General features: G+C 61.9%; 21 protein-coding genes. 13 read left to right on the forward strand and 8 right to left on the reverse strand.

Annotation, left to right across the window (positions count from 1 at the left end):
• The first annotated feature begins 11 nt into the window (after positions 1–11).
• The 8 genes from leuB to fba all read left to right on the forward strand — a co-directional run bounded on the left by leuB (position 12) and on the right by fba (position 6,612).
• On the forward strand, positions 12–1,085 hold the full coding sequence (gene leuB, locus SynRS9902_RS04855) for a 3-isopropylmalate dehydrogenase (RefSeq protein WP_186510177.1): 1,074 nt from the start codon (positions 12–14) through the stop codon (positions 1,083–1,085).
• Between the two features lie 64 nt (positions 1,086–1,149).
• On the forward strand, positions 1,150–2,052 hold the full coding sequence (locus SynRS9902_RS04860; RefSeq protein WP_186510178.1) for a phosphoribulokinase: 903 nt from the start codon (positions 1,150–1,152) through the stop codon (positions 2,050–2,052).
• Positions 2,053–2,119: 67 nt separating this feature from the next.
• On the forward strand, positions 2,120–2,407 hold the full coding sequence (locus tag SynRS9902_RS04865) for a hypothetical protein (RefSeq protein WP_186510179.1): 288 nt from the start codon (positions 2,120–2,122) through the stop codon (positions 2,405–2,407).
• Positions 2,382–3,089, forward strand: a complete 708-nt coding sequence (locus tag SynRS9902_RS04870) for an A24 family peptidase (RefSeq protein WP_186510180.1) — start codon at positions 2,382–2,384, stop codon at positions 3,087–3,089. The genes SynRS9902_RS04865 and SynRS9902_RS04870 overlap by 26 nt, the downstream gene beginning before the upstream one ends.
• A 55-nt stretch (positions 3,090–3,144) precedes the next feature.
• Positions 3,145–4,026, forward strand: coding sequence for an acetyl-CoA carboxylase, carboxyltransferase subunit beta (accD, locus tag SynRS9902_RS04875; RefSeq protein ID WP_115081815.1), 882 nt, complete (start codon positions 3,145–3,147; stop codon positions 4,024–4,026).
• Positions 4,023–4,394 (forward strand): hypothetical protein, encoded by a 372-nt coding sequence (locus tag SynRS9902_RS04880; protein WP_186510181.1) that lies wholly within the window; start codon positions 4,023–4,025, stop codon positions 4,392–4,394. The genes accD and SynRS9902_RS04880 overlap by 4 nt, the downstream gene beginning before the upstream one ends.
• Position 4,395: 1 nt before the next feature.
• A complete protein-coding gene (locus SynRS9902_RS04885; RefSeq protein WP_186510182.1) occupies positions 4,396–5,478 on the forward strand; it encodes a Gfo/Idh/MocA family protein in 1,083 nt (360 codons plus the stop codon).
• 60 nt (positions 5,479–5,538) lie between these two features.
• Complete coding sequence (gene fba, locus SynRS9902_RS04890; protein WP_186510183.1) at positions 5,539–6,612, forward strand: class II fructose-bisphosphate aldolase; 1,074 nt, start codon at positions 5,539–5,541, stop codon at positions 6,610–6,612.
• Between the two features lie 87 nt (positions 6,613–6,699).
• Here fba and SynRS9902_RS04895 read toward each other — a convergent pair whose 3' ends face one another.
• Genes SynRS9902_RS04895 through purS form a run of 4 tightly spaced genes read right to left on the reverse strand, consistent with a single transcriptional unit; the run spans position 6,700 to position 9,747 of the window.
• Entirely contained in the window at positions 6,700–7,848 is a 1,149-nt protein-coding gene (locus SynRS9902_RS04895) for a CARDB domain-containing protein (protein ID WP_255446208.1), read from the reverse strand.
• 44 nt (positions 7,849–7,892) lie between these two features.
• Entirely contained in the window at positions 7,893–8,846 is a 954-nt protein-coding gene (locus SynRS9902_RS04900) for an LD-carboxypeptidase (RefSeq protein WP_186510184.1), read from the reverse strand.
• On the reverse strand, positions 8,846–9,496 hold the full coding sequence (gene purQ, locus SynRS9902_RS04905) for a phosphoribosylformylglycinamidine synthase subunit PurQ (RefSeq protein WP_186510185.1): 651 nt from the start codon (positions 9,494–9,496) through the stop codon (positions 8,846–8,848). Before purQ ends, SynRS9902_RS04900 begins: the two co-directional genes overlap by 1 nt.
• A complete protein-coding gene (purS, locus tag SynRS9902_RS04910) occupies positions 9,493–9,747 on the reverse strand; it encodes a phosphoribosylformylglycinamidine synthase subunit PurS (protein ID WP_186510186.1) in 255 nt (84 codons plus the stop codon). Before purS ends, purQ begins: the two co-directional genes overlap by 4 nt.
• Positions 9,748–9,802: 55 nt before the next feature.
• Between purS and SynRS9902_RS04915 the strand changes: the two genes are divergently transcribed.
• The gene (locus tag SynRS9902_RS04915; RefSeq protein ID WP_222929478.1) at positions 9,803–10,207 is read left to right on the forward strand and encodes a hypothetical protein; all 405 of its coding nucleotides are present in this window, start codon (positions 9,803–9,805) and stop codon (positions 10,205–10,207) included.
• A 38-nt stretch (positions 10,208–10,245) separates the two neighbouring features.
• Positions 10,246–10,560: a Tat pathway signal protein gene (locus SynRS9902_RS04920; RefSeq protein ID WP_186510188.1), complete on the forward strand. Its 315-nt coding sequence runs from the start codon at positions 10,246–10,248 to the stop codon at positions 10,558–10,560.
• On the opposite strand, the gene SynRS9902_RS04925 is transcribed toward SynRS9902_RS04920, so the two are convergent.
• From SynRS9902_RS04925 to SynRS9902_RS04935, 3 genes are all read right to left on the reverse strand, one after another.
• Positions 10,521–11,546, reverse strand: a complete 1,026-nt coding sequence (locus SynRS9902_RS04925) for a mechanosensitive ion channel family protein (RefSeq protein ID WP_186510189.1) — start codon at positions 11,544–11,546, stop codon at positions 10,521–10,523. The genes SynRS9902_RS04920 and SynRS9902_RS04925 overlap by 40 nt on opposite strands.
• A gap of 65 nt (positions 11,547–11,611) precedes the next feature.
• Positions 11,612–12,229, reverse strand: a complete 618-nt coding sequence (locus SynRS9902_RS04930; RefSeq protein ID WP_186510190.1) for a DUF938 domain-containing protein — start codon at positions 12,227–12,229, stop codon at positions 11,612–11,614.
• Positions 12,230–12,231: 2 nt separating this feature from the next.
• Positions 12,232–12,549 (reverse strand): metalloregulator ArsR/SmtB family transcription factor, encoded by a 318-nt coding sequence (locus SynRS9902_RS04935; RefSeq protein ID WP_186510191.1) that lies wholly within the window; start codon positions 12,547–12,549, stop codon positions 12,232–12,234.
• A 60-nt stretch (positions 12,550–12,609) separates the two neighbouring features.
• On the opposite strand from SynRS9902_RS04935, the gene SynRS9902_RS04940 reads away from it, so the two are divergent.
• The 3 genes from SynRS9902_RS04940 (at position 12,610) to SynRS9902_RS04950 (ending at position 15,228) form a co-directional block, all read left to right on the forward strand.
• Complete coding sequence (locus SynRS9902_RS04940; RefSeq protein WP_186510192.1) at positions 12,610–13,632, forward strand: ArsJ-associated glyceraldehyde-3-phosphate dehydrogenase; 1,023 nt, start codon at positions 12,610–12,612, stop codon at positions 13,630–13,632.
• On the forward strand, positions 13,629–14,879 hold the full coding sequence (gene arsJ / locus SynRS9902_RS04945; RefSeq protein ID WP_186510193.1) for an organoarsenical effux MFS transporter ArsJ: 1,251 nt from the start codon (positions 13,629–13,631) through the stop codon (positions 14,877–14,879). Before SynRS9902_RS04940 ends, arsJ begins: the two co-directional genes overlap by 4 nt.
• Positions 14,880–15,006: 127 nt before the next feature.
• Entirely contained in the window at positions 15,007–15,228 is a 222-nt protein-coding gene (locus SynRS9902_RS04950) for a hypothetical protein (protein ID WP_041435027.1), read from the forward strand.
• 32 nt (positions 15,229–15,260) lie between these two features.
• Here the strand turns inward: SynRS9902_RS04950 and SynRS9902_RS04955 are convergent, their stop codons facing one another.
• Positions 15,261–18,515: an efflux RND transporter permease subunit gene (locus SynRS9902_RS04955; RefSeq protein WP_186510194.1), complete on the reverse strand. Its 3,255-nt coding sequence runs from the start codon at positions 18,513–18,515 to the stop codon at positions 15,261–15,263.
• Position 18,516: the final 1 nt, after the last annotated feature.

The raw sequence follows: 18,516 nt of genomic DNA on the forward strand, positions 1-18,516 counted from the left end.
ACCGCACCGTCATGGCTCAGCACCGCGTTGTTCTCCTGCCCGGTGATGGCATCGGCCCCGAGATCACCGCTGTCGCCCGCCAGCTGCTGGAGGTGGTGAGCCAGCGCCATGGCTTTTCGCTGAGCTTCGAGGAACAGCCCATTGGCGGTAGCGCCATTGACGCCACCGGTGAGCCGCTGCCCGCCAGCACCCTCGAAGCCTGCAAGGCAGCCGATGCGGTGTTGCTGGCCGCCATCGGCAGCCCCCGTTTCGACAGCCTTCCCCGCGAGAAACGGCCGGAAACCGGCCTGCTTGGCCTGCGCGCCGGCATGGAGCTGTTCGCCAATCTGCGGCCGGTGAAGATTGTTCCGGCCCTCATCGATGCCAGCAGCCTCAAGCGTGAGGTGATCGAGGGGGTGGACCTGATGGTGGTGCGGGAACTCACCGGGGGGATCTACTTCGGGCAGCCCAAGGGACGCATCCAGACCGAGGCAGACGAGCGCGGCTTCAACACCATGACTTACTCCGCCTCGGAGGTGGATCGGATCGCGAAGGTGGCCTTTGAGATCGCCCAGGAGCGGCGGGGCCGGCTCTGCTCGGTGGACAAGGCGAATGTGCTCGATGTGAGCCAGCTCTGGCGGGACCGCGTGGATGCCATGGCGCCCAGCTACGGCGCTGTGGAGGTGAGTCACATGTATGTGGACAACGCGGCGATGCAGCTGGTGCGTGATCCCCGCCAGTTCGATGTGCTGCTCACCGGCAACCTCTTCGGCGACATCCTCAGCGATGAGGCGGCGATGCTCACCGGCTCCATCGGCATGCTGCCCTCCGCCTCCCTCGGCAGTGAGGGCCCTGGTTTGTTTGAGCCTGTGCACGGTTCAGCCCCCGACATCGCCCTTCAGGACAAGGCCAATCCCATGGCCATGGTGCTGTCGGCCGCAATGATGCTGCGCATCGGTCTCAAACAGGCCGCGGCTGCCGATGATCTTGAGGCCGCTGTCGATGCCGTTCTGGCCGGTGGCTTCCGCACCGGTGATCTCATGGCAGAAGGCTGCACCCAGCTGGGTTGTCGGGCCATGGGTGAGCAATTGCTCAAAGCTCTGTAAGCCAGAGATTGGTGCAATCGGGCCCTGATCTGGCAGGATCGCCGGGCCCGTAGTCCCTGCGTCGATGTCGAAGCGTCATCCGGTTGTCGCTGTTACCGGTTCTTCCGGAGCTGGAACCAGCACCGTCAAGCGCGCCTTCGAGCACATCTTTGCGAGGGAAGGCATTACCCCTGCAGTGGTGGAAGGCGACAGCTACCACCGCTACGAGCGGATGCCCATGAAACAGGCCATGGCGGATGCCCTGGCCAAGGGTGAGAACTTCTCCCACTTCGGCCCTGAGGCCAACCTCTTCGACAAGCTCGAGGAACTGTTCCGCACCTATGGCGAAACCGGTGCTGGTCAGAAGCGCTACTACCTCCACAGCGTTGAAGAAGCGGCTGAACACAACGCCCGTCTTGGCGTCAACCTCGAGCCGGGCCAGTTCACGCCTTGGGAGGACATCCCGACCGGCACTGACGTGCTGTTCTACGAAGGTCTCCATGGCGGTGTGAAGGGCGATGGCTACGACGTGGCCGCCCTGGCCGACCTCCTGGTGGGTGTGGTGCCGATCACCAACCTCGAGTGGATTCAGAAGATCCACCGCGACAACGCTGAGCGTGGTTATTCCGCCGAAGCGATCGTTGACACGATCCTCCGTCGGATGCCTGATTACATCAATCACATCTGCCCGCAGTTCAGCCAGACAGACATCAACTTCCAGCGTGTTCCCACCGTGGACACCTCCAACCCCTTCATCTGCCGGAACATCCCGACCCCGGATGAAAGCTTTGTGATCATTCACTTCCGCAAGGGTGCTCGTGAGAAGTGGGGGATCGACTTCGGTTACTTGCTGAACATGATCCACGATTCCTTCATGTCCAGCCCCACCAGCATCGTGGTGAACGGCGGCAAGATGGGCTTCGCCATGGAACTGATCCTCACTCCGATCATTCACCGCATGATCGAAGAGAAGAACAAGCTCAGCTGATCGCTTCTCCTACCAAAAATCGTCTCTACAATGGGCCCATCTGAGTGATCAGGTGGGCTCTATTTCTTTGTCAACGCCCTCCTTTGAAATCCGCGGAGCCTCGGGGGCGCCCTCATCTCCCCGCTGGGATCGCATTGACAGCCGCTCGCTGATCGCCCAGGCCCGTCGCATTTATTTCACCTATCTCTCCAGCACTCCTGCGGGGCAGGAGCCTCTTGGTGTGGTGGTGGATCCGCGGGAACCTGATGGCCGCGTGGTCTTCGAGACCCCTGTTCTTCTGCCGGACGAAGAGTTCATTGCCATCGATCTGATCCGGGGGCGCACGAGCCGTGGTCGGACCCGATGGAAGGGTTGATCCTGGCTTGGACCGGCCTGCTGGGCGCTTGCCCCGCCAGGAATCGGTGGTCTTTCCCGGCAGCCACTGCCCCAAATGCGGCCATGCCATCCGCTGGCATGACAATCTCCCGCTGCTGGGTTGGCTGCGGCTGAGGGGCCGCTGCCGCGACTGTGATGCAGCGATCAGCTGGCGTTACCCCGCTGTGGAGGCCCTGAGTGCCGGCCTCTGGATCTCGGCGCTGTTGGTGTGGCCTGGTGCTGGTGGGGGGCTGCCTGATCTCTGGCTCCCCTGGGCTGGTTTCCCCCTGATCGCGCTGCTGTTGCCGCTGGTGTTGATCGATCTGGATCACCTTTGGCTGCCGGAGCCCCTGTGCCGCTGGGGAGTGGTGCTGGCCCTGCTGCTGTTGGAAGGCCTCAGTTCCCTGGCCGAACGGTTGTTGGGACAGCCTGCGCTGGGCCTGGGAGATGCCAAGTTGGCGGCGCTGGGTGGGGCATGGCTGGGCCCCGGGGGCATCGCAGCGGCGATGGCCCTTGCGGTTGTCTCGGGAGCCTTGGTCGGAAGCACCGCTCGTCTCAGCGGCCGGTTGGGCCCCAGGGAACCGTTCCCCTTCGGTCCCTTCATTGCCTTGGGCATCTGGCTGGTCTGGTTGACCGGTCCGCAGTGGTGGTGGAGCACCTGGGTGATGCTGTTGGGCGCTTGATTCCCCAGCGTCTCTTCCCAGTCCGGCTTTTAATGGTGTGAGCTGACGGCCCTGTGTGTCTCTGTTCGATTGGTTTGCTGATCGCCGCAAGGGTCAGTACGTCGCCAACGTCAAGCAGGAACCCGATGAAGGCGATGGGCTGTGGAGCAAATGCCCGGAGTGTGGTCAGGTCGTCTATCTCAAAGACCTGAAACTCAATGCCAGTGTTTGCGCCAACTGCGGCCATCACCACCGGATCGACAGTGCTGAGCGCATCGCACTGATTGCGGACCCCGACAGCTTCCAGGTGCTGAATGCGGATCTGTCACCGGTGGATCCCCTCGGATTCAAAGACCGGCGCGCCTACGCCGACCGGCTGAGGGAAAGTCAGGCCTCGACGGGGCTGCGGGATGGTGTCGTCACCGGGCTCTGCCGGGTGGAAGGCATCCCCATGGGCCTGGCAGCGATGGACTTCCGCTTCATGGGGGGATCGATGGGCTCGGTGGTCGGGGAGAAAATTACCCGTCTGATCGAGGAGTCCACCGCCCGCAAGTTGCCGCTGCTCATCGTTTGTGCCTCCGGCGGTGCCCGGATGCAGGAGGGGATGCTCAGCCTGATGCAGATGGCGAAGATCTCCGGCGCGCTGGAACGCCACCGCGAAGCCGAGCTGCTCTACATGCCCTTGCTCACCCACCCCACCACGGGGGGTGTGACCGCCAGTTTCGCCATGCTGGGCGATCTGATCCTGGCGGAACCGAAGGCGTTGATTGGTTTTGCTGGGCGCCGGGTGATCGAGCAGACCCTGCGGGAGAAGCTGCCCGACAATTTCCAGACGGCTGAATATCTGCAGGAGCACGGCTTCGTGGACACGATCGTTCCCCGCACCCAGCTGCGCTCCACCCTGGCCAATCTTCTGCGCCTGCACGGCTGCAAACCGATGGAGCTCACCAGCGCATGATCCGAGCTGGTTGTGTTCTGATCCTGGCCTTGGTCTGTTGGGTCGCCCCCGTGCTGGCGGGCCCCGTGGAATGGATTGAGGTGCCTGCCACCGACGCGGGCCAGCAGTGGTGGGATCGCGGCAGTGTGCGCATCGATCGGGATGGATACCGAACCGTGCTCAGCCGGTTCACCCCAGCGGCCACTGAAGACGGAGATCAGCCCTCCGGCGAGCTCTATGTGATGCAGCTGGACTGCTCCCAGGAGCTGTATCGCGACAAACAGGTGAATGGTTTGCCGCGTTTTCGTGCCCAGTGGCAGCCTGCCGGCGATGACGGGCTGATCACCTCCGTGATTGAGGCTGTCTGCACCGAACCCCTCCCCAGCTGAGATGTCCCCACAGCCCCTTGGTGTTGCCGTAGCCGGTCTCGGCTTCGGGGAGAAGGTGCACCTGCCGGCCCTTGCGGCAGCGACTGATCTCGAGGCAGTGGCGCTTTGGCACCCGCGCCAGGAGCGCTTGGATGCCGCCACAGCCGCCCATGGCTTGAAGGGATTCAGTGACTGGGATGCACTGCTGGCCGATCCCGCGGTGGACGCGGTGATCATCGCCACCCCACCGGCACCTCGCTTTGACCTGGCCCGCCGGGCCCTGGAGGCGGGCAAGCATCTGCTGCTGGAGAAGCCCATCGCGCTGCATGCCGATCAAGCCCGCGAGCTGCAGCGGCTGGCCCTGGCAAGGGGACTCTCAGTAGCTGTGGACTACGAATACCGGGCTGTTCCCCTGTTCATGCAGGCTGCACGCCTTCTGCAGGCCGGTGCCGTCGGCACGCCCTGGCTGGTGAAGCTCGACTGGTTGATGGGCAGCCGTGCCGATCCCCAGCGCGGCTGGAACTGGTATGCCCAGGCGGATCAGGGCGGCGGTGTGATCGGAGCCCTCGGAACCCATGCCATGGACATGCTGGGCTGGCTGATCGGTCCCCTGGGGAGCGTCCAGGCCCTGAACAGCGTTTCGATCAAGCAACGCCCCCACCCCGATGGTGGTCTGGCCGCTGTGGATGCCCCTGATGTGTCGCTGCTGCAGACCGTTGCCCATTGGCAGGGGAGGCAGGACCTGCCGGTGCCGGCGCAGGTCAGCCTCAGTTCCGTGTCGCGCAATGGTCGCGGGTTCTGCCTGGATGTGGTGGGGTCGTCGGGGTCGTTGTTGCTCAGCAGCACCAACCAGAAGGACTACGTCCATGGCTTTGAGCTGCAGCACGCCCCGCTCGGTGAGCCCTTCCGCGCCGTGGAAGCCGATGCCGACTTCGCCTTTCCGGAAACCTGGGCGGATGGGCGCATCGCCCCTGTGGCACGGGTGCTGGGCTGGTGGGCCGAGAGCATCCGCCGTGGGCAACCGATGCTTCCTGGACTGGCCGAGGGCGTGGCCAGTCGTGTGGCCTGCGATCAAGCAGCAGGCGGCACATTGGATCTTGCGTAACACGCGGTAAAATTGCCGGCGATTCGTCTTTGACGACCCCAACCCTCCGAGGATTTATCCATGGCGCTCGTTCCGCTTCGGCTCCTGCTCGACCACGCCGCTGAGAACGGCTACGGCATTCCTGCGTTCAACGTGAACAATCTGGAGCAGGTCCAGGCCATCATGGAAGCGGCTGACGAGACCGACAGCCCTGTGATCCTCCAGGCCTCCCGCGGCGCTCGCAGCTACGCCGGTGAGATCTTCCTGCGCCACCTGATCCTGGCCGCAACCGAGACCTATCCCCACATCCCCGTGGTGATGCACCAGGACCACGGCAACGCCCCTGACACCTGCTATTCCGCTGCCATCAACGGTTTCACCTCCGTGATGATGGACGGTTCCCTGGAAGCGGACGCCAAGACTCCCGCCAGCTACGACTACAACGTCAACGTCACCAAGCAGGTGGTCGACTTCGCCCACTCCGTGGGTGTGAGCGTTGAGGGTGAGCTGGGTTGCCTGGGCTCCCTGGAAACCGGCAAGGGTGAAGCCGAAGACGGCCACGGTTTCGAGGGCGAGCTGTCCAAGGACATGCTGCTCACCGATCCCGCTGAGGCTGCCGACTTCGTTGCCAAGACCAAGTGCGACGCCCTGGCCATCGCCATCGGCACCAGCCACGGCGCTTACAAGTTCACCCGCAAGCCCACGGGTGAAGTGCTGGCCATCAGCCGCATCGCTGAGATCCACAAAGCCATCCCCAACACCCACCTGGTGATGCACGGCTCCTCCTCCGTTCCCCAGGAATGGCTGGAGATGATCAACAAGCACGGTGGTGCCATCCCCGAGACCTACGGCGTTCCCGTCGAGGAAATCCAGGAAGGCATCCGCAACGGTGTGCGCAAGGTGAACATCGACACTGACAACCGTCTCGCCTTCACCGCTGCTGTGCGTGAAGCGGCCATGGCCGATCCTTCCAACTTCGACCCCCGCCACTTCAACAAGCCTGCTCGCAAGTACATGAAGCAGGTCTGCCTGGACCGTTACCAGCAGTTCTGGGCTGCCGGCAACGCCAGCAAGATCCAGCAGCAGAGCATCACCTACTACGCCGGCCTCTACGCCAAGGGTGCTCTCGATCCCAAGGCTACCGTCGCTGCCTGATCATCACGATCAATTGATCCATCCACGGGGGGCCAAAAGCCCCCCCTTTTTTTGTGGCTCTAAGTCCGGGCGCTGACCCTGGCGTATTCAGGGGATGTTGACCTTCAGCTCCATCCGGTTGTTCTGGCGTCGGTTCTGGGGTTCGATCACCAGCTCCTGGGGATCAGCGATCACGGCGATCGAGTGCTGCCCTGGGGGGAGTGGCCAGGCCAGGCTGAAGCTCTCGCTTTCTCCCGCACTCATCCATGGGATTTGCAGGTAGCGGTGATCGCTGAAGCGATCGTCAACAACCACCGCCACCCCCACATCACTCACATCAAGTGCACCGGCATTGCTGACACTGAAGTGGATTTGCCCATCCCCATAGGTGAGACTTTGGATGGCGAGATCACTGCAGAGCGACTCAATCGTCTGCAGCGGGTAGAGCGCCAGCTGTTCGATGCTTCCGAGGCGGGTGTTGGGGTGATCGTGGAGAACATGCCCCCCATAGGCCAGGTCGGTGCTGCAACCATGCAGATGCAGATGATCACTTGCCTTGGGTACCGTGACGCGCCCCCGTTCCGGCTCACAGTCGAAGAACCCGCAGCAATCCCATTGCATCGATCTGCCGAGATAGCGGATCGGATCGCCGGGCTGGTCTGGTGGCAGTGGCGCCAGGCGGTAGTGCTGGAGCCTGTCATAGATGCTCGTCTCGGTTTGGCTTCCCTCGTCTGAATCACGGGAGAACGCTTGGTTCCGCTGTTGTTGCCCCATGCAGAGCTTGGAGGCCACGGTGATCACCAGCTCATCCCAGTGCGCCAGCAGGCGGATGCCGTAGATGGGTGCTTCTGCCAGGGCCCCGCGCTTGCATTCCTGCTCGATTGCGGCACGGATCAGTTCCTGAGTTGAACGATGCGCCTGTTGCGTGAGCGGGCCCAGGTCCACGGGGTGGCGAAGGGCTGTGACATCCCCGGTGAAGCAGATGTAAGGGAAATGACCGCTGCCATCGCCCGGTTGCAGCCGAATGATGCTGCCGTTGTGGGCGATGCAGCGCCAGATGTCCGAGTTACCGGAAGCGTTGCGTAGAAAACTGAGTTCCCCGTTCTCCAAACTTGAGGTGGTGCCAAGCCCCAGCACGTCGCCTTGCAGGGGAATCCGTTCCAGCGGCAGATGCTCGCGGATGTCCCCTTGGATCAGATCGGACACCGTGTTCGCGATGGTGAGGTCGGCCAAGGGGGTGAGGCTGCACTGCTCCATCGCTAGCGGCAAAGGCCCAGACGCACCACGGTTTCATCCTGCGATCAGGCCATCAGGCTGAGCAGGCCGTGGTTGCCGTCCAGCTGTGCATGCGCTCCCAGGGGCAAGGCCTGGTTGGGCCGTCCATGGCCCAGCGGCAGATTCAGCACCAGTGGAATGCCCAGATCGCCCAGGCGTTCTTCCAGGATCTCGTCCATCGTGAAATCGCCGGGAAGGATGTCGTCTTCAGCCCAGCTGAAGCGGCCGCAGGCCACCCCCGCCAACTGCTGCAACAGGCCTGCGCTGCGCCACTGGGTCAGCATCCGATCAACCCGGTAGGGCGCTTCGCCCACGTCTTCCAGCACCAGGATGGCCCCCTTCAGGGAGGGAAGCCAGGGCGTGCCGATCAGGTGGGTCGCCACGGTCAGGTTGGTGACCACCAAGGGTCCGCGGGCGATCCCCCGCCGTCGTGGCTCGCCCAGCAGGGGCGCCACTGGCCGTCCGCAGAGCAAGTCCACCGTGCGTTGCCATTGCGCCTCTGTGCCGCCGCTGGATCCATGGATGGCCCCCGGCAGGCCAGCGGCCCACTGGGCCAGCAGCAGGGAGCTGGTGTCGGAGAACCCCAGGCTCCATTTGGGATGGCGCGGAAAACGAAAACCGGCTTCGAGCACGCGGGCGGCCCCCCAGCCCCCGCCAAGGGTCACCACGGCATCCACCGTTGGATCGTTCCAGGCTGACCTCAGATCCTCAACCCGTTCCTGGTCGGTTCCTGAGAAATAGCGCCATTGACGGGTGACGGCTGTGGGAATCTCCAGATACCACTGCTGTTGATCACAGCGTTCGCGCAAGGCTTGGAGGTCCGTGTCCGGATCCATCCAGGTGCCGGGGTTCACGGCGCGGATGCGTGATCCAGGCTTCAAGGGTTTCAGCCTGCGCTGGGCAGCCATGGCCCTGGGGGAGAGCAGGGCCGTGATGATCGTGGATGCCCCTGAGATCAGCAGCGTCCGGCGGGTTGGCATCAGCCCAGCAGGGCTTCCAGCATGCGGCGGCCGTCGGTTCCTCCCGTGGCCGGATCACAGGCCCGCTCGGGGTGGGGCATCAGGCCCAGAACGCTGCCGCTGGCGTTGGTGATGCCTGCGATGTCGGACACCGACCCATTGGGGTTGTTGCCGTAGCTCAGGGCGATGGCGTCGTCGTCCTGCAGCTGTTTGAGCGTGTCATCGCTGCACTGGTAGCGGCCTTCACCGTGGGCGATCGGCAGGGTCAGGGCCCCGTCGTTGTACCCCTGCATCCAGGCCGTGCGCTGGCTCACCACCTTGAGGGGTGCGTCTTCACAGATGAAGTGCAGATCCCGGTTCCGGGTGAGGGCACCAGGGAGCAGGCCCAGTTCCGTGAGCACTTGAAACCCGTTGCAGATGCCGAGCACGCGACCGCCCTTGGCGGCAAAGTCGATTAAGGACTGCAGGGCTGGTGCGAAGCGGGCAATGGCGCCGCAACGCAGGTAGTCGCCATAGCTGAAACCGCCCGGCAGAACGATGGCATCAAAGCCGCTGAGGTCGGTTTCCTCATGCCAGACCCGACGCGTGCCCATTCCAAGGCAACCCTCGGTCGCCCATTGCACATCCCGGTCGCAGTTGGAGCCGGGAAAAACGATGACCCCGATGCTCATGACTGCTCCAGCTCCAGGCTCCAGTCTTCGATCACCGGGTTGGCCAGCAAGCGATCACTGAGCAGTTCCAACCTGCGGCGGGCCTCGGCCTCATCAGGGGCCTCAATCTCCATTTCCACGGCTTTACCGATCCGCAGCTTGCTGAGGCCTTCCACCCCAAGTCGTTCAGCGGCACCACGCGCGGCTTCTCCGGCTGGATCGAGTACGGAGGGGCGCAGACGCACGAGGACGCGGGCTTGAAAACGCGGCACGATCAGCAACTGGTCTAATCAAATCCTGACAGACACCAAACCCTGAAGAGATCCGGTGCGCCTCAACGGCGTGACCATCGCCCGGCCCCATGGTGAAAAGGAGGCCTTTCGCAAGAGTGCTTCCGAGTCTGTGTCTGTGTTTCGCATTCAGCTCTGGACCGCGGCTCTGCTGCTGATGGGCAGCACTGAAGCTGGAAGCTCAGCAGCAGCGGCTTCGATGCGCTGCCGGATCGCGCAGCAGGCCTGGAGTCCCTGTCGGATGGTGGCTTCTAGTCCTGGAGAGCGCTGGGTGTTGACCTGGAATCAGCAGCGCGTCGAATTTGTCCATGACGGCAGCGGCCAGATGATGATGCGGGTTGGTGAGGGCGAGGACTGGCTGGAGGTGCAACCCTTCTGGACGGCTGACCACAGCCTCTGCTGGGGTTCCGTTTGTGCCACGGGTGCCGTTCCCTTGGAGTGAAACCTTGGTGATAGATCTGAATTGAGGGCAGATTCCCCATGGCAGTTTTTTCTCTCCCTTGTTCCAGCTGTGGAACACCCGTTGAGATTCCGGGGCGTTACGGCTTCAAGTTGAAGAGTGCAGGCGTCACCAACACGGTGTGCATCCGCTGCCGGCAGGGGGCATTTCTGGCGTCACGACGCGACAACATCTCCAGCCCTATCGCCCTTGCTTCCAGTTCTGATCGTCGTCGCCTGATCCCCTTCACCGCTGCTGTGGCGGCCTTGGCCCTGTTGATCGGGGGTGTTGTTTGGCGCTCTGCTGTGCCGACGCCTCAGGAGGCTTTGCCGGCGAGTGAATCTCCCTCCAAGTAGAGCGTCCTGCTTGGGAAGGCAAAGTCGATGCCTGCTTGGGCGAAGGCCTCCATGATTCCGAGGTTGATGGCTTGCTGTTCGTTCAGAGCGACCGTGAAATCACGGGTGTCGATGTAATAAACCAGTTCAAAATTCAAGCTTGAATCAGCAAATTCGGTGAAGTGGCAGCGGTTGAAGGTGCTGTGGGCCTGAGCGTCGATCACGGCCTGAACCATCGTCGGGATTGCCTTCATCTGCTCGACCGATGTGCTGTAGGTGACGCCAATGGAATAGATCATCCGGCGTTGCGCCATTTCAGCGAAATTGAGGATGGTTGAGCCTGTAAGGGTGGAGTTGCTCATCACCACCTGTTCGCCGCGCAGGCTGCGCAGATGGGTGGAGCGAACCCCGATGCGTTCCACCGTTGCTGAGGTGGATCCCACCGTGATGAATTGCCCAACGGTGAAAGGCTTGTCCAGAAGAATCATCAGGTAGGCGAACAATTCCTGGGCCGGTTCTTTCAGGGCCAAGCCAATGCCGATGCCGCCGGCACTGAGCAAACCCCAGATCACCGTCATCTTCACGCCCAGGCTCTGCAGCAGCACCAAGGTGCCGATCGCCCACACCACGGTTTTCAGCAGCGGGAGCAGGCTTTGGAGGAGTTGTTGAAGATCATCCGCGCCTGCACGGCGCACCAATCCGAAAAGGAATCGCGCTCCGATTCGGTTGACCAACCGAATCAGAATGATCGTGCCGACAATGCGCAGCGATGTGTCGTAAGCCCTTGCAATGTTGTTGGGCAAGCCCAAATCATCCTGGGCAAGAATCAGGGTGACCACCAAGCCGAAGGGCACCACCGAAGCGGCGAAGGCGTTGAGCACGAAGTCGTCGAAGTCGGTTTTGCTTCGCTTCGTGAACCGAGGAAAAACTGTCTTACAAAGGAATGCCAGGGTCAGAGTGATGGCTGAACCGATCAGGAGCTTCGCTAAGAAATCAGTCAGATCCATCGCTCACACCGGAGATACTGCCTGATTTTCGACGGCCTTCCAGACGCTGGCAAGCGAGGTGGGGCTCAAGCGCGCTGAAACACCAAAGTCAGATTGTTGGCGGGCATGGAGACCACGTTTTCGGTGTTGAAGCCAGCCTTGGCGGCGATGGCTGTTACGTGATTCAGCTCCCTCAACCCCCATTGATGGTTGCGTTCCCTGAGGGATTGGTCGAAGGCGGCATTGCTTGCACTGGTGTGAGCACCATTGCGCATGAATGGGCCATAAATGATCAAGGGGGCGCCGCTGGGCAGCAACAGGGCGGATTCCTCGAGCACGGCATCGGTGCAGCTGGCTGGGCTGATGTGCAGCAGGTTGATGCTCACAACAGCCTTCACGGCCCCTTGGAGGTTCCGGGGTAGGGGCCAGGGGCGGTGTTCAACATCGAGGTTGAGGGCTGCTGGCATCACCTGGCCCAGACCCTGGTGCTGGATCCAGGCGTTGATGCTGGCGCGATGGTCTGGATCCGGATCGCTGGCCTGCCAGCGCAGATGGGGAAAGCGCTGCTGAAAGCAAACGGCGTGCTCACCACTGCCGCTGGCCAGTTCCAGCACGGCTCCTGAGCCAGGCAAGAGCTGCTTCAGCAGATCTCCGATGGGGCCGCGGTTGCGTTCGGTGGCCGGGAAGAAAAGCCGTTGGTCCATCGTCAGCTTGGGCAGGGGGTAGCGCTCTGGCTGCAGTGGCGGCGCAGTTCGGCCAGCCAGGCTTCCAGGGCTGCCAGGGCATCCGGTTGCAGCCGGTAGTAGATCCAGCGTCCGCTCTGCCGATCCGTCAGCAGCCCCGCCTCTCGCAGCACCCTGAGGTGGAACGAGAGCTTCGACTGGGAGAGGTTGAGCTCACCGGTGAGGTCACAGACGCATCGTTCCCCCTGTGCCAGCGCATGGATCACGTCGAGACGGATCGGGTCGGCCAGTGCTTTGAGCAGCTGCCTCGACTGCTCCCTGTTGAGGGTGTTCTGGATCACAGGAGCAGTGTCCCCCGCTCTGTTTGGATCAAGATAATTTGATTGATCAAAGGAGCTGGTATGCGGATCGGCATCAATGGCTTTGGACGGATTGGTCGCCTGGTGTTCCGGGCCCTCTGGGGACGGCCCGGCATCGAACTGGTGCATGTCAATGATCCCGCTGGCGATGCAGCAACGGCGGCCCATCTGCTGGAGTTCGATTCTGTGCATGGTCGCTGGGATCGAGGAATCACCAGCAGTGCTGATGGATTCAGCGTGGAGGGATCCGCACTCACCTGGTCCAGCGAGAAGGACCCCACCGCCGTGCCCTGGAGCGATCGGGGGGTGGAGATGGTGCTTGAAGCCAGCGGCAAGATCAAAACGCCGGAGACGCTCAATCCCTATTTCGATCAGCTGGGCCTCAAACGGGTGGTGGTTGCCTGTCCCGTGAAGGGTGTGGTTGCCGGTGAGGACGCGCTCAACATCGTTTACGGGATCAATCACCACCTCTATGAACCGGCGCGCCACAAGTTGGTGACGGCCGCCTCGTGCACCACCAACTGCCTGGCGCCTGTGGTGAAGGTGGTGCACGAGAGCTTCGGCATCGAGCACGGCCTGATCACCACCATTCACGACATCACCAACACCCAGGTGCCGATCGATTCCTTCAAAAGCGACCTGCGCCGGGCCCGCTCCGGGCTCAGCTCACTCATTCCCACCACCACCGGCTCGGCCAAGGCGATCGCGATGATCTTCCCTGAGCTGAAGGGCAAGCTCAACGGTCATGCCGTTCGTGTTCCCCTGCTGAATGGATCGCTCACCGATGCGGTGTTCGAGCTCAAGCAGAGCGTCACGGTGGAGCAGGTGAATGCTGCGTTCAAAGCTGCTGCGGAAGGGCCTCTGAAGGGAATCCTGGGTTACGAGGAACGCCCGTTGGTGTCCTGCGATTACACCAACGACAACCGCAGCTCGATTGTCGATGCCCTCTCGACGATGGTTGTCGATGGCAACCAGTTGAAGGTGTTTGCCTGGTACGACAACGAATGGGGCTACAGCTGCCGCATGGCCGATCTCACCTGCCATCTGGTTGGGCTCGACGGATGAAGCTCTCTCCTCTCCAGCAATACGGCATCGTCACCGCCAACTACTGGGCCTTCACGCTCACCGATGGGGCCCTGCGGATGTTGGTGGTGTTCCACTTCCATCAACTCGGCTACACCACCCTCGAGATCGCGTTCCTGTTTCTCTTTTATGAGCTGTTTGGGGTGCTCACCAACCTGTACGGCGGTTGGATCGGTGCCCGCTACGGGCTACGGCTCACCCTCTGGGTGGGAACGCTGCTGCAGATTCTTGCGTTGTTGATGCTGATGCCCGTCGCCGCCAGTTGGCCGAAACTGTTGAGCGTGATCTATGTGATGACCGCTCAGGCCATCAGCGGCATCGCCAAAGATCTCAACAAGATGAGCGCCAAGAGTGCCATCAAGACGGTGGTTTCGGAAACGCCGGAGGATCAGCAGCAGGGGCAGCAGCAGCTGTTCAAGTGGGTGGCGATCCTCACGGGATCCAAGAACGCCCTCAAGGGTGTGGGCTTCTTCCTCGGTGGGGTGCTGCTCACTGCCTTTGGCTTCAATGCTGCCGTGGGCTGGATGGCGGCAGGTCTGGCCCTGGCCTTCCTGCTCACGCTGGTGCTGCCAGGGGAGATCGGAAAGATGAAGTCCAAGCCGGCCTTTTCGTCGCTGTTCTCCAAATCCCAGGGCATCAACGTGCTGTCCCTGGCGCGCTTCTTTCTGTTTGGTGCCCGGGATGTTTGGTTCGTGGTGGCCTTGCCCGTGTTCCTTGAGGCCTCCCTGGGCTGGAGTTTCTGGGAGATCGGTGGCTTCCTCGGTCTCTGGGTTATTGGCTACGGCATCGTTCAGGGATCAGCGCCTGGTCTGAGACGGCTCTGGGGGCAGACCACATCCCCGGGACCTTCTGCTGTGCAGTTCTGGAGTGCTGTGCTCACCGCCATTCCCGCCCTGATCGCGGTGGCGCTGTGGCGCCAGGTGGATGTGGCGGTCGCCATCACCGCAGGCCTTGCCGCCTTTGGGGTGGTGTTCGCGATGAATTCGTCGATCCACTCCTACATGGTGCTGGCTTACACCGATGCGGAGAGCGTCAGCCTCAATGTGGGCTTCTACTACATGGCCAACGCTGCCGGACGCTTGGTGGGCACCTTGCTCTCGGGGGCAGTGTTCATGCTCGGCCGAACCGAAGCCGCGGGCATGCAGGCCTGCCTCTGGGCCTCATCCCTGCTGGTGTTGTTGTCGTGGTTCAGCAGCCTCAGGCTTCCTGTTATGCGAAACGCCACTTGATCGGGGCATGGGTGAAGCAGGACTGGGCCAAACTCTGAATTTCTGCTGAATATCGCCGCGTTGGTAGGGATTCAGACACCCGCAAGCAGAGATTTTCTGCTGAATGGATGAAATCGCTTCTGATTCCATGCGCGACGAGCCTGGCAGCCCCGATTGTCGTTTGGTGATCGATGCCAAGCGATCCCTGGAGGATGTGCTGCGTTTGATCGCTGATCTGCCCCATACCGACCACATGCGCCGGCAGCTTTTGTCGGTGTACAACCAGCTGGAGGGCATGCACGACCTGAAACGCAGTGGTGGGGCCAATGTGTCGTTTCGTTCCGCCGATTGGAGTTCTTCAGCGAAGTGATGCTTCGTCTGCGGCATTGATGACCAACGAGATCAGCTGATCGGTTTGAACAGATGCTGTTCGAGTTTTTTCACCAACACATACACAGGGGGCACGACGCCCAGCGACAACACTGTCGCCACCACCAAGCCTCCAAAGATCACGGTGCCAAGCGACTGCTGGCTGTGAGCGCCGGCGCCATTGGCCACCACCAGCGGCAGGAAGCCCGCCAGGGCAGCGATCGCGGTCATCAGGATCGGCCGCAGTCGTGATTCGGCGGACTGCACCGCCGCTTCTGTGATGCTCAGACCTTGCTCGAGTTTCTGCTCGGCCACCTCCACGATCAGGATGCCGTTCTTGGCGGCGAGGCCGATCAGGGTCACAAGGCCAACTTGGGCATAGATGTTCAGATCGATGGAGCGCATCGCCAGGAAGGCCAGGGCGCCGAGCATGGCCAGAGGCACAGTGGCCAAAATGATTACGGGCGTGATGTAGCTCTCGTACTGGGCTGACAGCACCAGGTACACAATCAGCACGCCCAGCCCGAACACCAGCACGCTGGCGTTGCCGGCGGACAGCTGCAACGCGGCTAACCCGGTGAAGGCGGAGCCGATGTTGGTGAAGTCGGCGGCATTGAACAGCGCTTGAATTTTGGCCAGGGCCTGACCACTGCTCTTGCCGAGGGCTTCCATCCCCTGGATCAGCACCGTTCGGTTGAGGTTGTAATGGCTGATCACCGGTGGAGCGCTGCTCAGCTCGGCATCGGCGAACTGAGATACCTGCACCAGCCTTCCCTCGCGATCTCGAACGTAGTAACTGAGTACGTCGTTGATGCTCTGGCGTTGATCCGGTGTGCCTTGCACGTAGATGTTGCGCACCTGACCGCTTTCGTAGGTGAGACCGGAGTAGTTGCCGCCGGTGAGGGCAGCGATGGTGTCCATCGCCTCCTGATAGTCGACGTTCAGCGCCCCCATCACCTCGCGATTGATCGACAGCCCGACCGCGGGTGAGCTTGGGTTGAACTGGGTGTAGAGCTTGGAGAAATCCCCACTGGCATTGCCTTCCTTGATCAGTTGATCAGCCAGATACGAGAGTTCATTGAGGTTGTATTGACCATTGCTGAGGTCGTTGAACTGGAAGTAGAAGCCGCCCTGGGAGGAGAAGCCGGGCACCGCTGGCGGGCCTGATGCTGCCGCCAGTCCTGAACTCAGCTGGATCAGCTTGGCGTTCAGCCGCTTGATGATTGCGTCGGAACTGTGGCTAGCCCCTTTGCGCTCCTCAAGGGGCTTGAGCCCGAAGAAGAAGATGCCCTGGTCGGGGCTGGAGCCGTTGAAGCCGGAGCCGTTGATGATCGAGGCGTTGGCCACGTCATCTTCTTCACTCAGCACCTTGGCGATCTGCATGCCGAGCTGTTTTGTTTCCACCAGGGAAGCGCCGTTTTGCAGCTGAAAAATGCCCAGGCCGTAGCCCTGGTCTTCATCGGGGATGAAGGCGGTGGGCAGGGCGGTGAAGGAGAAGCTGGTGAGCATGATGCCAATGGCCAATCCGCTTAGGATCAGTTGGCGCAGTGCGATCAACCGGGTGAGCAGGGCGGCGTAGGCCCGTTGCAGGCGGTCAAAGCCGGTGTTGAACGCCGTGAAGATCCTGGGCAGGTTTGCCCCTGCCAGTGCTCCGATGCCGACGCCAGCCAGGTAGGTCCAGCTGCCAAAGGCCGCAGCGCTGAACCGTCCAAAGGCCAGCCCCACAATCACGCCCACCACGATCCAGGCGCGGCCCCGTGGTTCGGCCGGTTTTTCTCTGGGCAGGATCAAGCCCGAGAGCATCGGCGAGAAGCTCAGGGCGTTGAAGGCCGAGATGGCGATGGAGAAGGCGATCGTGAGCGCAAACTGCTTGTAGATGATGCCGATGCCTCCGGGGTAGAAGGCCACGGGAACAAACACCGCCATCAGCACTAGGGCTGTGGCCAGAAGGGCACCAAACAGTTCGCCCATGCAGGCCAGGGCCGCCTCACGGGGTTTCATCCCCTGCTCGATGTTGGTGGACACCGCCTCGATCACCACGATGGCGTCGTCCACCACCAGGCCTGTGGCCAGCACCAACCCAAGCAGGGTGAGTTGATTGATCGAGAATCCGAACACCTTGAGAAAGGCGAAGGTGCCGATCAGGGAGATCGGGATGGCCAGGCTGGGCACCACGGTGGCGCGCCAGTTCTGCAGGAACAGAAACAGGATCACCAGCACCAGCACGATCGCCAGGCCCAGGGCGTCAATCACCCCATCCACCGACGCCTCGATGAACTGGCCGATGTCATAGATCTGGTTCACCGTCACTCCGGGAGGCACGAGGGAGCGGAAGTCATTGAGTTGTTCCACCACCGCATTGGACACATCCAGGGCGTTGCTGGAGGGGGTCTGATACACCGCAAGAGTCAGTGCCTCATAGCCGTTCTTGTCGATGCCCTGCACGGCGAAGCTGTTGGTGCCGTAGCGCACCTCTCCCACGTCCTCGAGCTTCAGCAGGTTGCCCGAGGGAGAACGGTTGACGATCAGGTTGTTGAAGTCCTCCAGGGAGGTGAGGTTGCCGTTGTTCTCCACCACGATCGGGTAGGTGTAGGCCTGATCGCCTGATGCCGGCGGCCCTCCGACCAGGCCCCCCACCGCCACGCTGTTCTGGGATTGCACCGCGTTGAGAACGTCTTGTGCGGTGAGCTTGTTTGCGGCGAGTTTGTCGGGGTCGACAAACAGCCAGAAGGCGGGATTAGCCCCACCGAAAACGCTCACCGTGGCCACGCCTTCAACACGCGACAGGGGGTAGTAGAGCTGCTCGTAGACCAGGCCATTGAGGTAGGCGGCGTCGTACTGGCCTTCCGAGGAGCTGATTTCGTAGGCGAGCAGGATTGAGGGGTTGCTCTGTTTCACCGAGACCCCAGTAGCCGCAACCTGATCGGGCAGCTGCGGCATCGCCAGGGAGACGCGATTCTGCACGTTGACCTGGTCGATGTCGATGTCGGTGGTTTGATCGAAATAGACGTTGATCGAGCTGGAGCCCGTCATGTCGCTGGTCGACGCGATGTAGGACACTCCGGGCACCCCGTTGATCTGCTGCTCGATCGGGTTGGTGACCGCCTGCTCAGTCACCTCGGCATTGGCGCCGCCGTACACCGCGCTCACCTGGATCAGCGGATCGGCGATGTTGGGCAGGTTGGCGATCGGCAGGGTGGGGATCGCGATGAGTCCCACCAGCACGATCAAGATGCTGCAGACCGTGGTGAGAACCGGCTTCTTGATGAAGTTGTCGGAGAAAGACATC

The sequence above is a fragment of the Synechococcus sp. RS9902 genome, assembly GCF_014279635.1.
GTDB lineage: Bacteria > Cyanobacteriota > Cyanobacteriia > PCC-6307 > Cyanobiaceae > Parasynechococcus.

What these genes read in the sequence shown, in the direction of transcription:
- leuB (WP_186510177.1), top strand. Translation starts at nt 12, where the DNA reads ATGGCTCAGCACCGCGTTGTTCTCCTGCCCGGTGATGGCATCGGCCCC.
- SynRS9902_RS04860 (WP_186510178.1), top strand. Translation starts at nt 1,150, where the DNA reads ATGTCGAAGCGTCATCCGGTTGTCGCTGTTACCGGTTCTTCCGGAGCT.
- SynRS9902_RS04880 (WP_186510181.1), top strand. Translation starts at nt 4,023, where the DNA reads ATGATCCGAGCTGGTTGTGTTCTGATCCTGGCCTTGGTCTGTTGGGTC.
- SynRS9902_RS04885 (WP_186510182.1), top strand. Translation starts at nt 4,396, where the DNA reads ATGTCCCCACAGCCCCTTGGTGTTGCCGTAGCCGGTCTCGGCTTCGGG.
- fba (WP_186510183.1), top strand. Translation starts at nt 5,539, where the DNA reads ATGGCGCTCGTTCCGCTTCGGCTCCTGCTCGACCACGCCGCTGAGAAC.
- SynRS9902_RS04895 (WP_255446208.1), bottom strand. Translation starts at nt 7,848, where the DNA reads ATGGAGCAGTGCAGCCTCACCCCCTTGGCCGACCTCACCATCGCGAAC.
- SynRS9902_RS04900 (WP_186510184.1), bottom strand. Translation starts at nt 8,846, where the DNA reads ATGCCAACCCGCCGGACGCTGCTGATCTCAGGGGCATCCACGATCATC.
- purQ (WP_186510185.1), bottom strand. Translation starts at nt 9,496, where the DNA reads ATGAGCATCGGGGTCATCGTTTTTCCCGGCTCCAACTGCGACCGGGAT.
- SynRS9902_RS04920 (WP_186510188.1), top strand. Translation starts at nt 10,246, where the DNA reads ATGGCAGTTTTTTCTCTCCCTTGTTCCAGCTGTGGAACACCCGTTGAG.
- SynRS9902_RS04925 (WP_186510189.1), bottom strand. Translation starts at nt 11,546, where the DNA reads ATGGATCTGACTGATTTCTTAGCGAAGCTCCTGATCGGTTCAGCCATC.
- SynRS9902_RS04930 (WP_186510190.1), bottom strand. Translation starts at nt 12,229, where the DNA reads ATGGACCAACGGCTTTTCTTCCCGGCCACCGAACGCAACCGCGGCCCC.
- SynRS9902_RS04940 (WP_186510192.1), top strand. Translation starts at nt 12,610, where the DNA reads ATGCGGATCGGCATCAATGGCTTTGGACGGATTGGTCGCCTGGTGTTC.
- arsJ (WP_186510193.1), top strand. Translation starts at nt 13,629, where the DNA reads ATGAAGCTCTCTCCTCTCCAGCAATACGGCATCGTCACCGCCAACTAC.
- SynRS9902_RS04950 (WP_041435027.1), top strand. Translation starts at nt 15,007, where the DNA reads ATGCGCGACGAGCCTGGCAGCCCCGATTGTCGTTTGGTGATCGATGCC.
- SynRS9902_RS04955 (WP_186510194.1), bottom strand. Translation starts at nt 18,515, where the DNA reads ATGTCTTTCTCCGACAACTTCATCAAGAAGCCGGTTCTCACCACGGTC.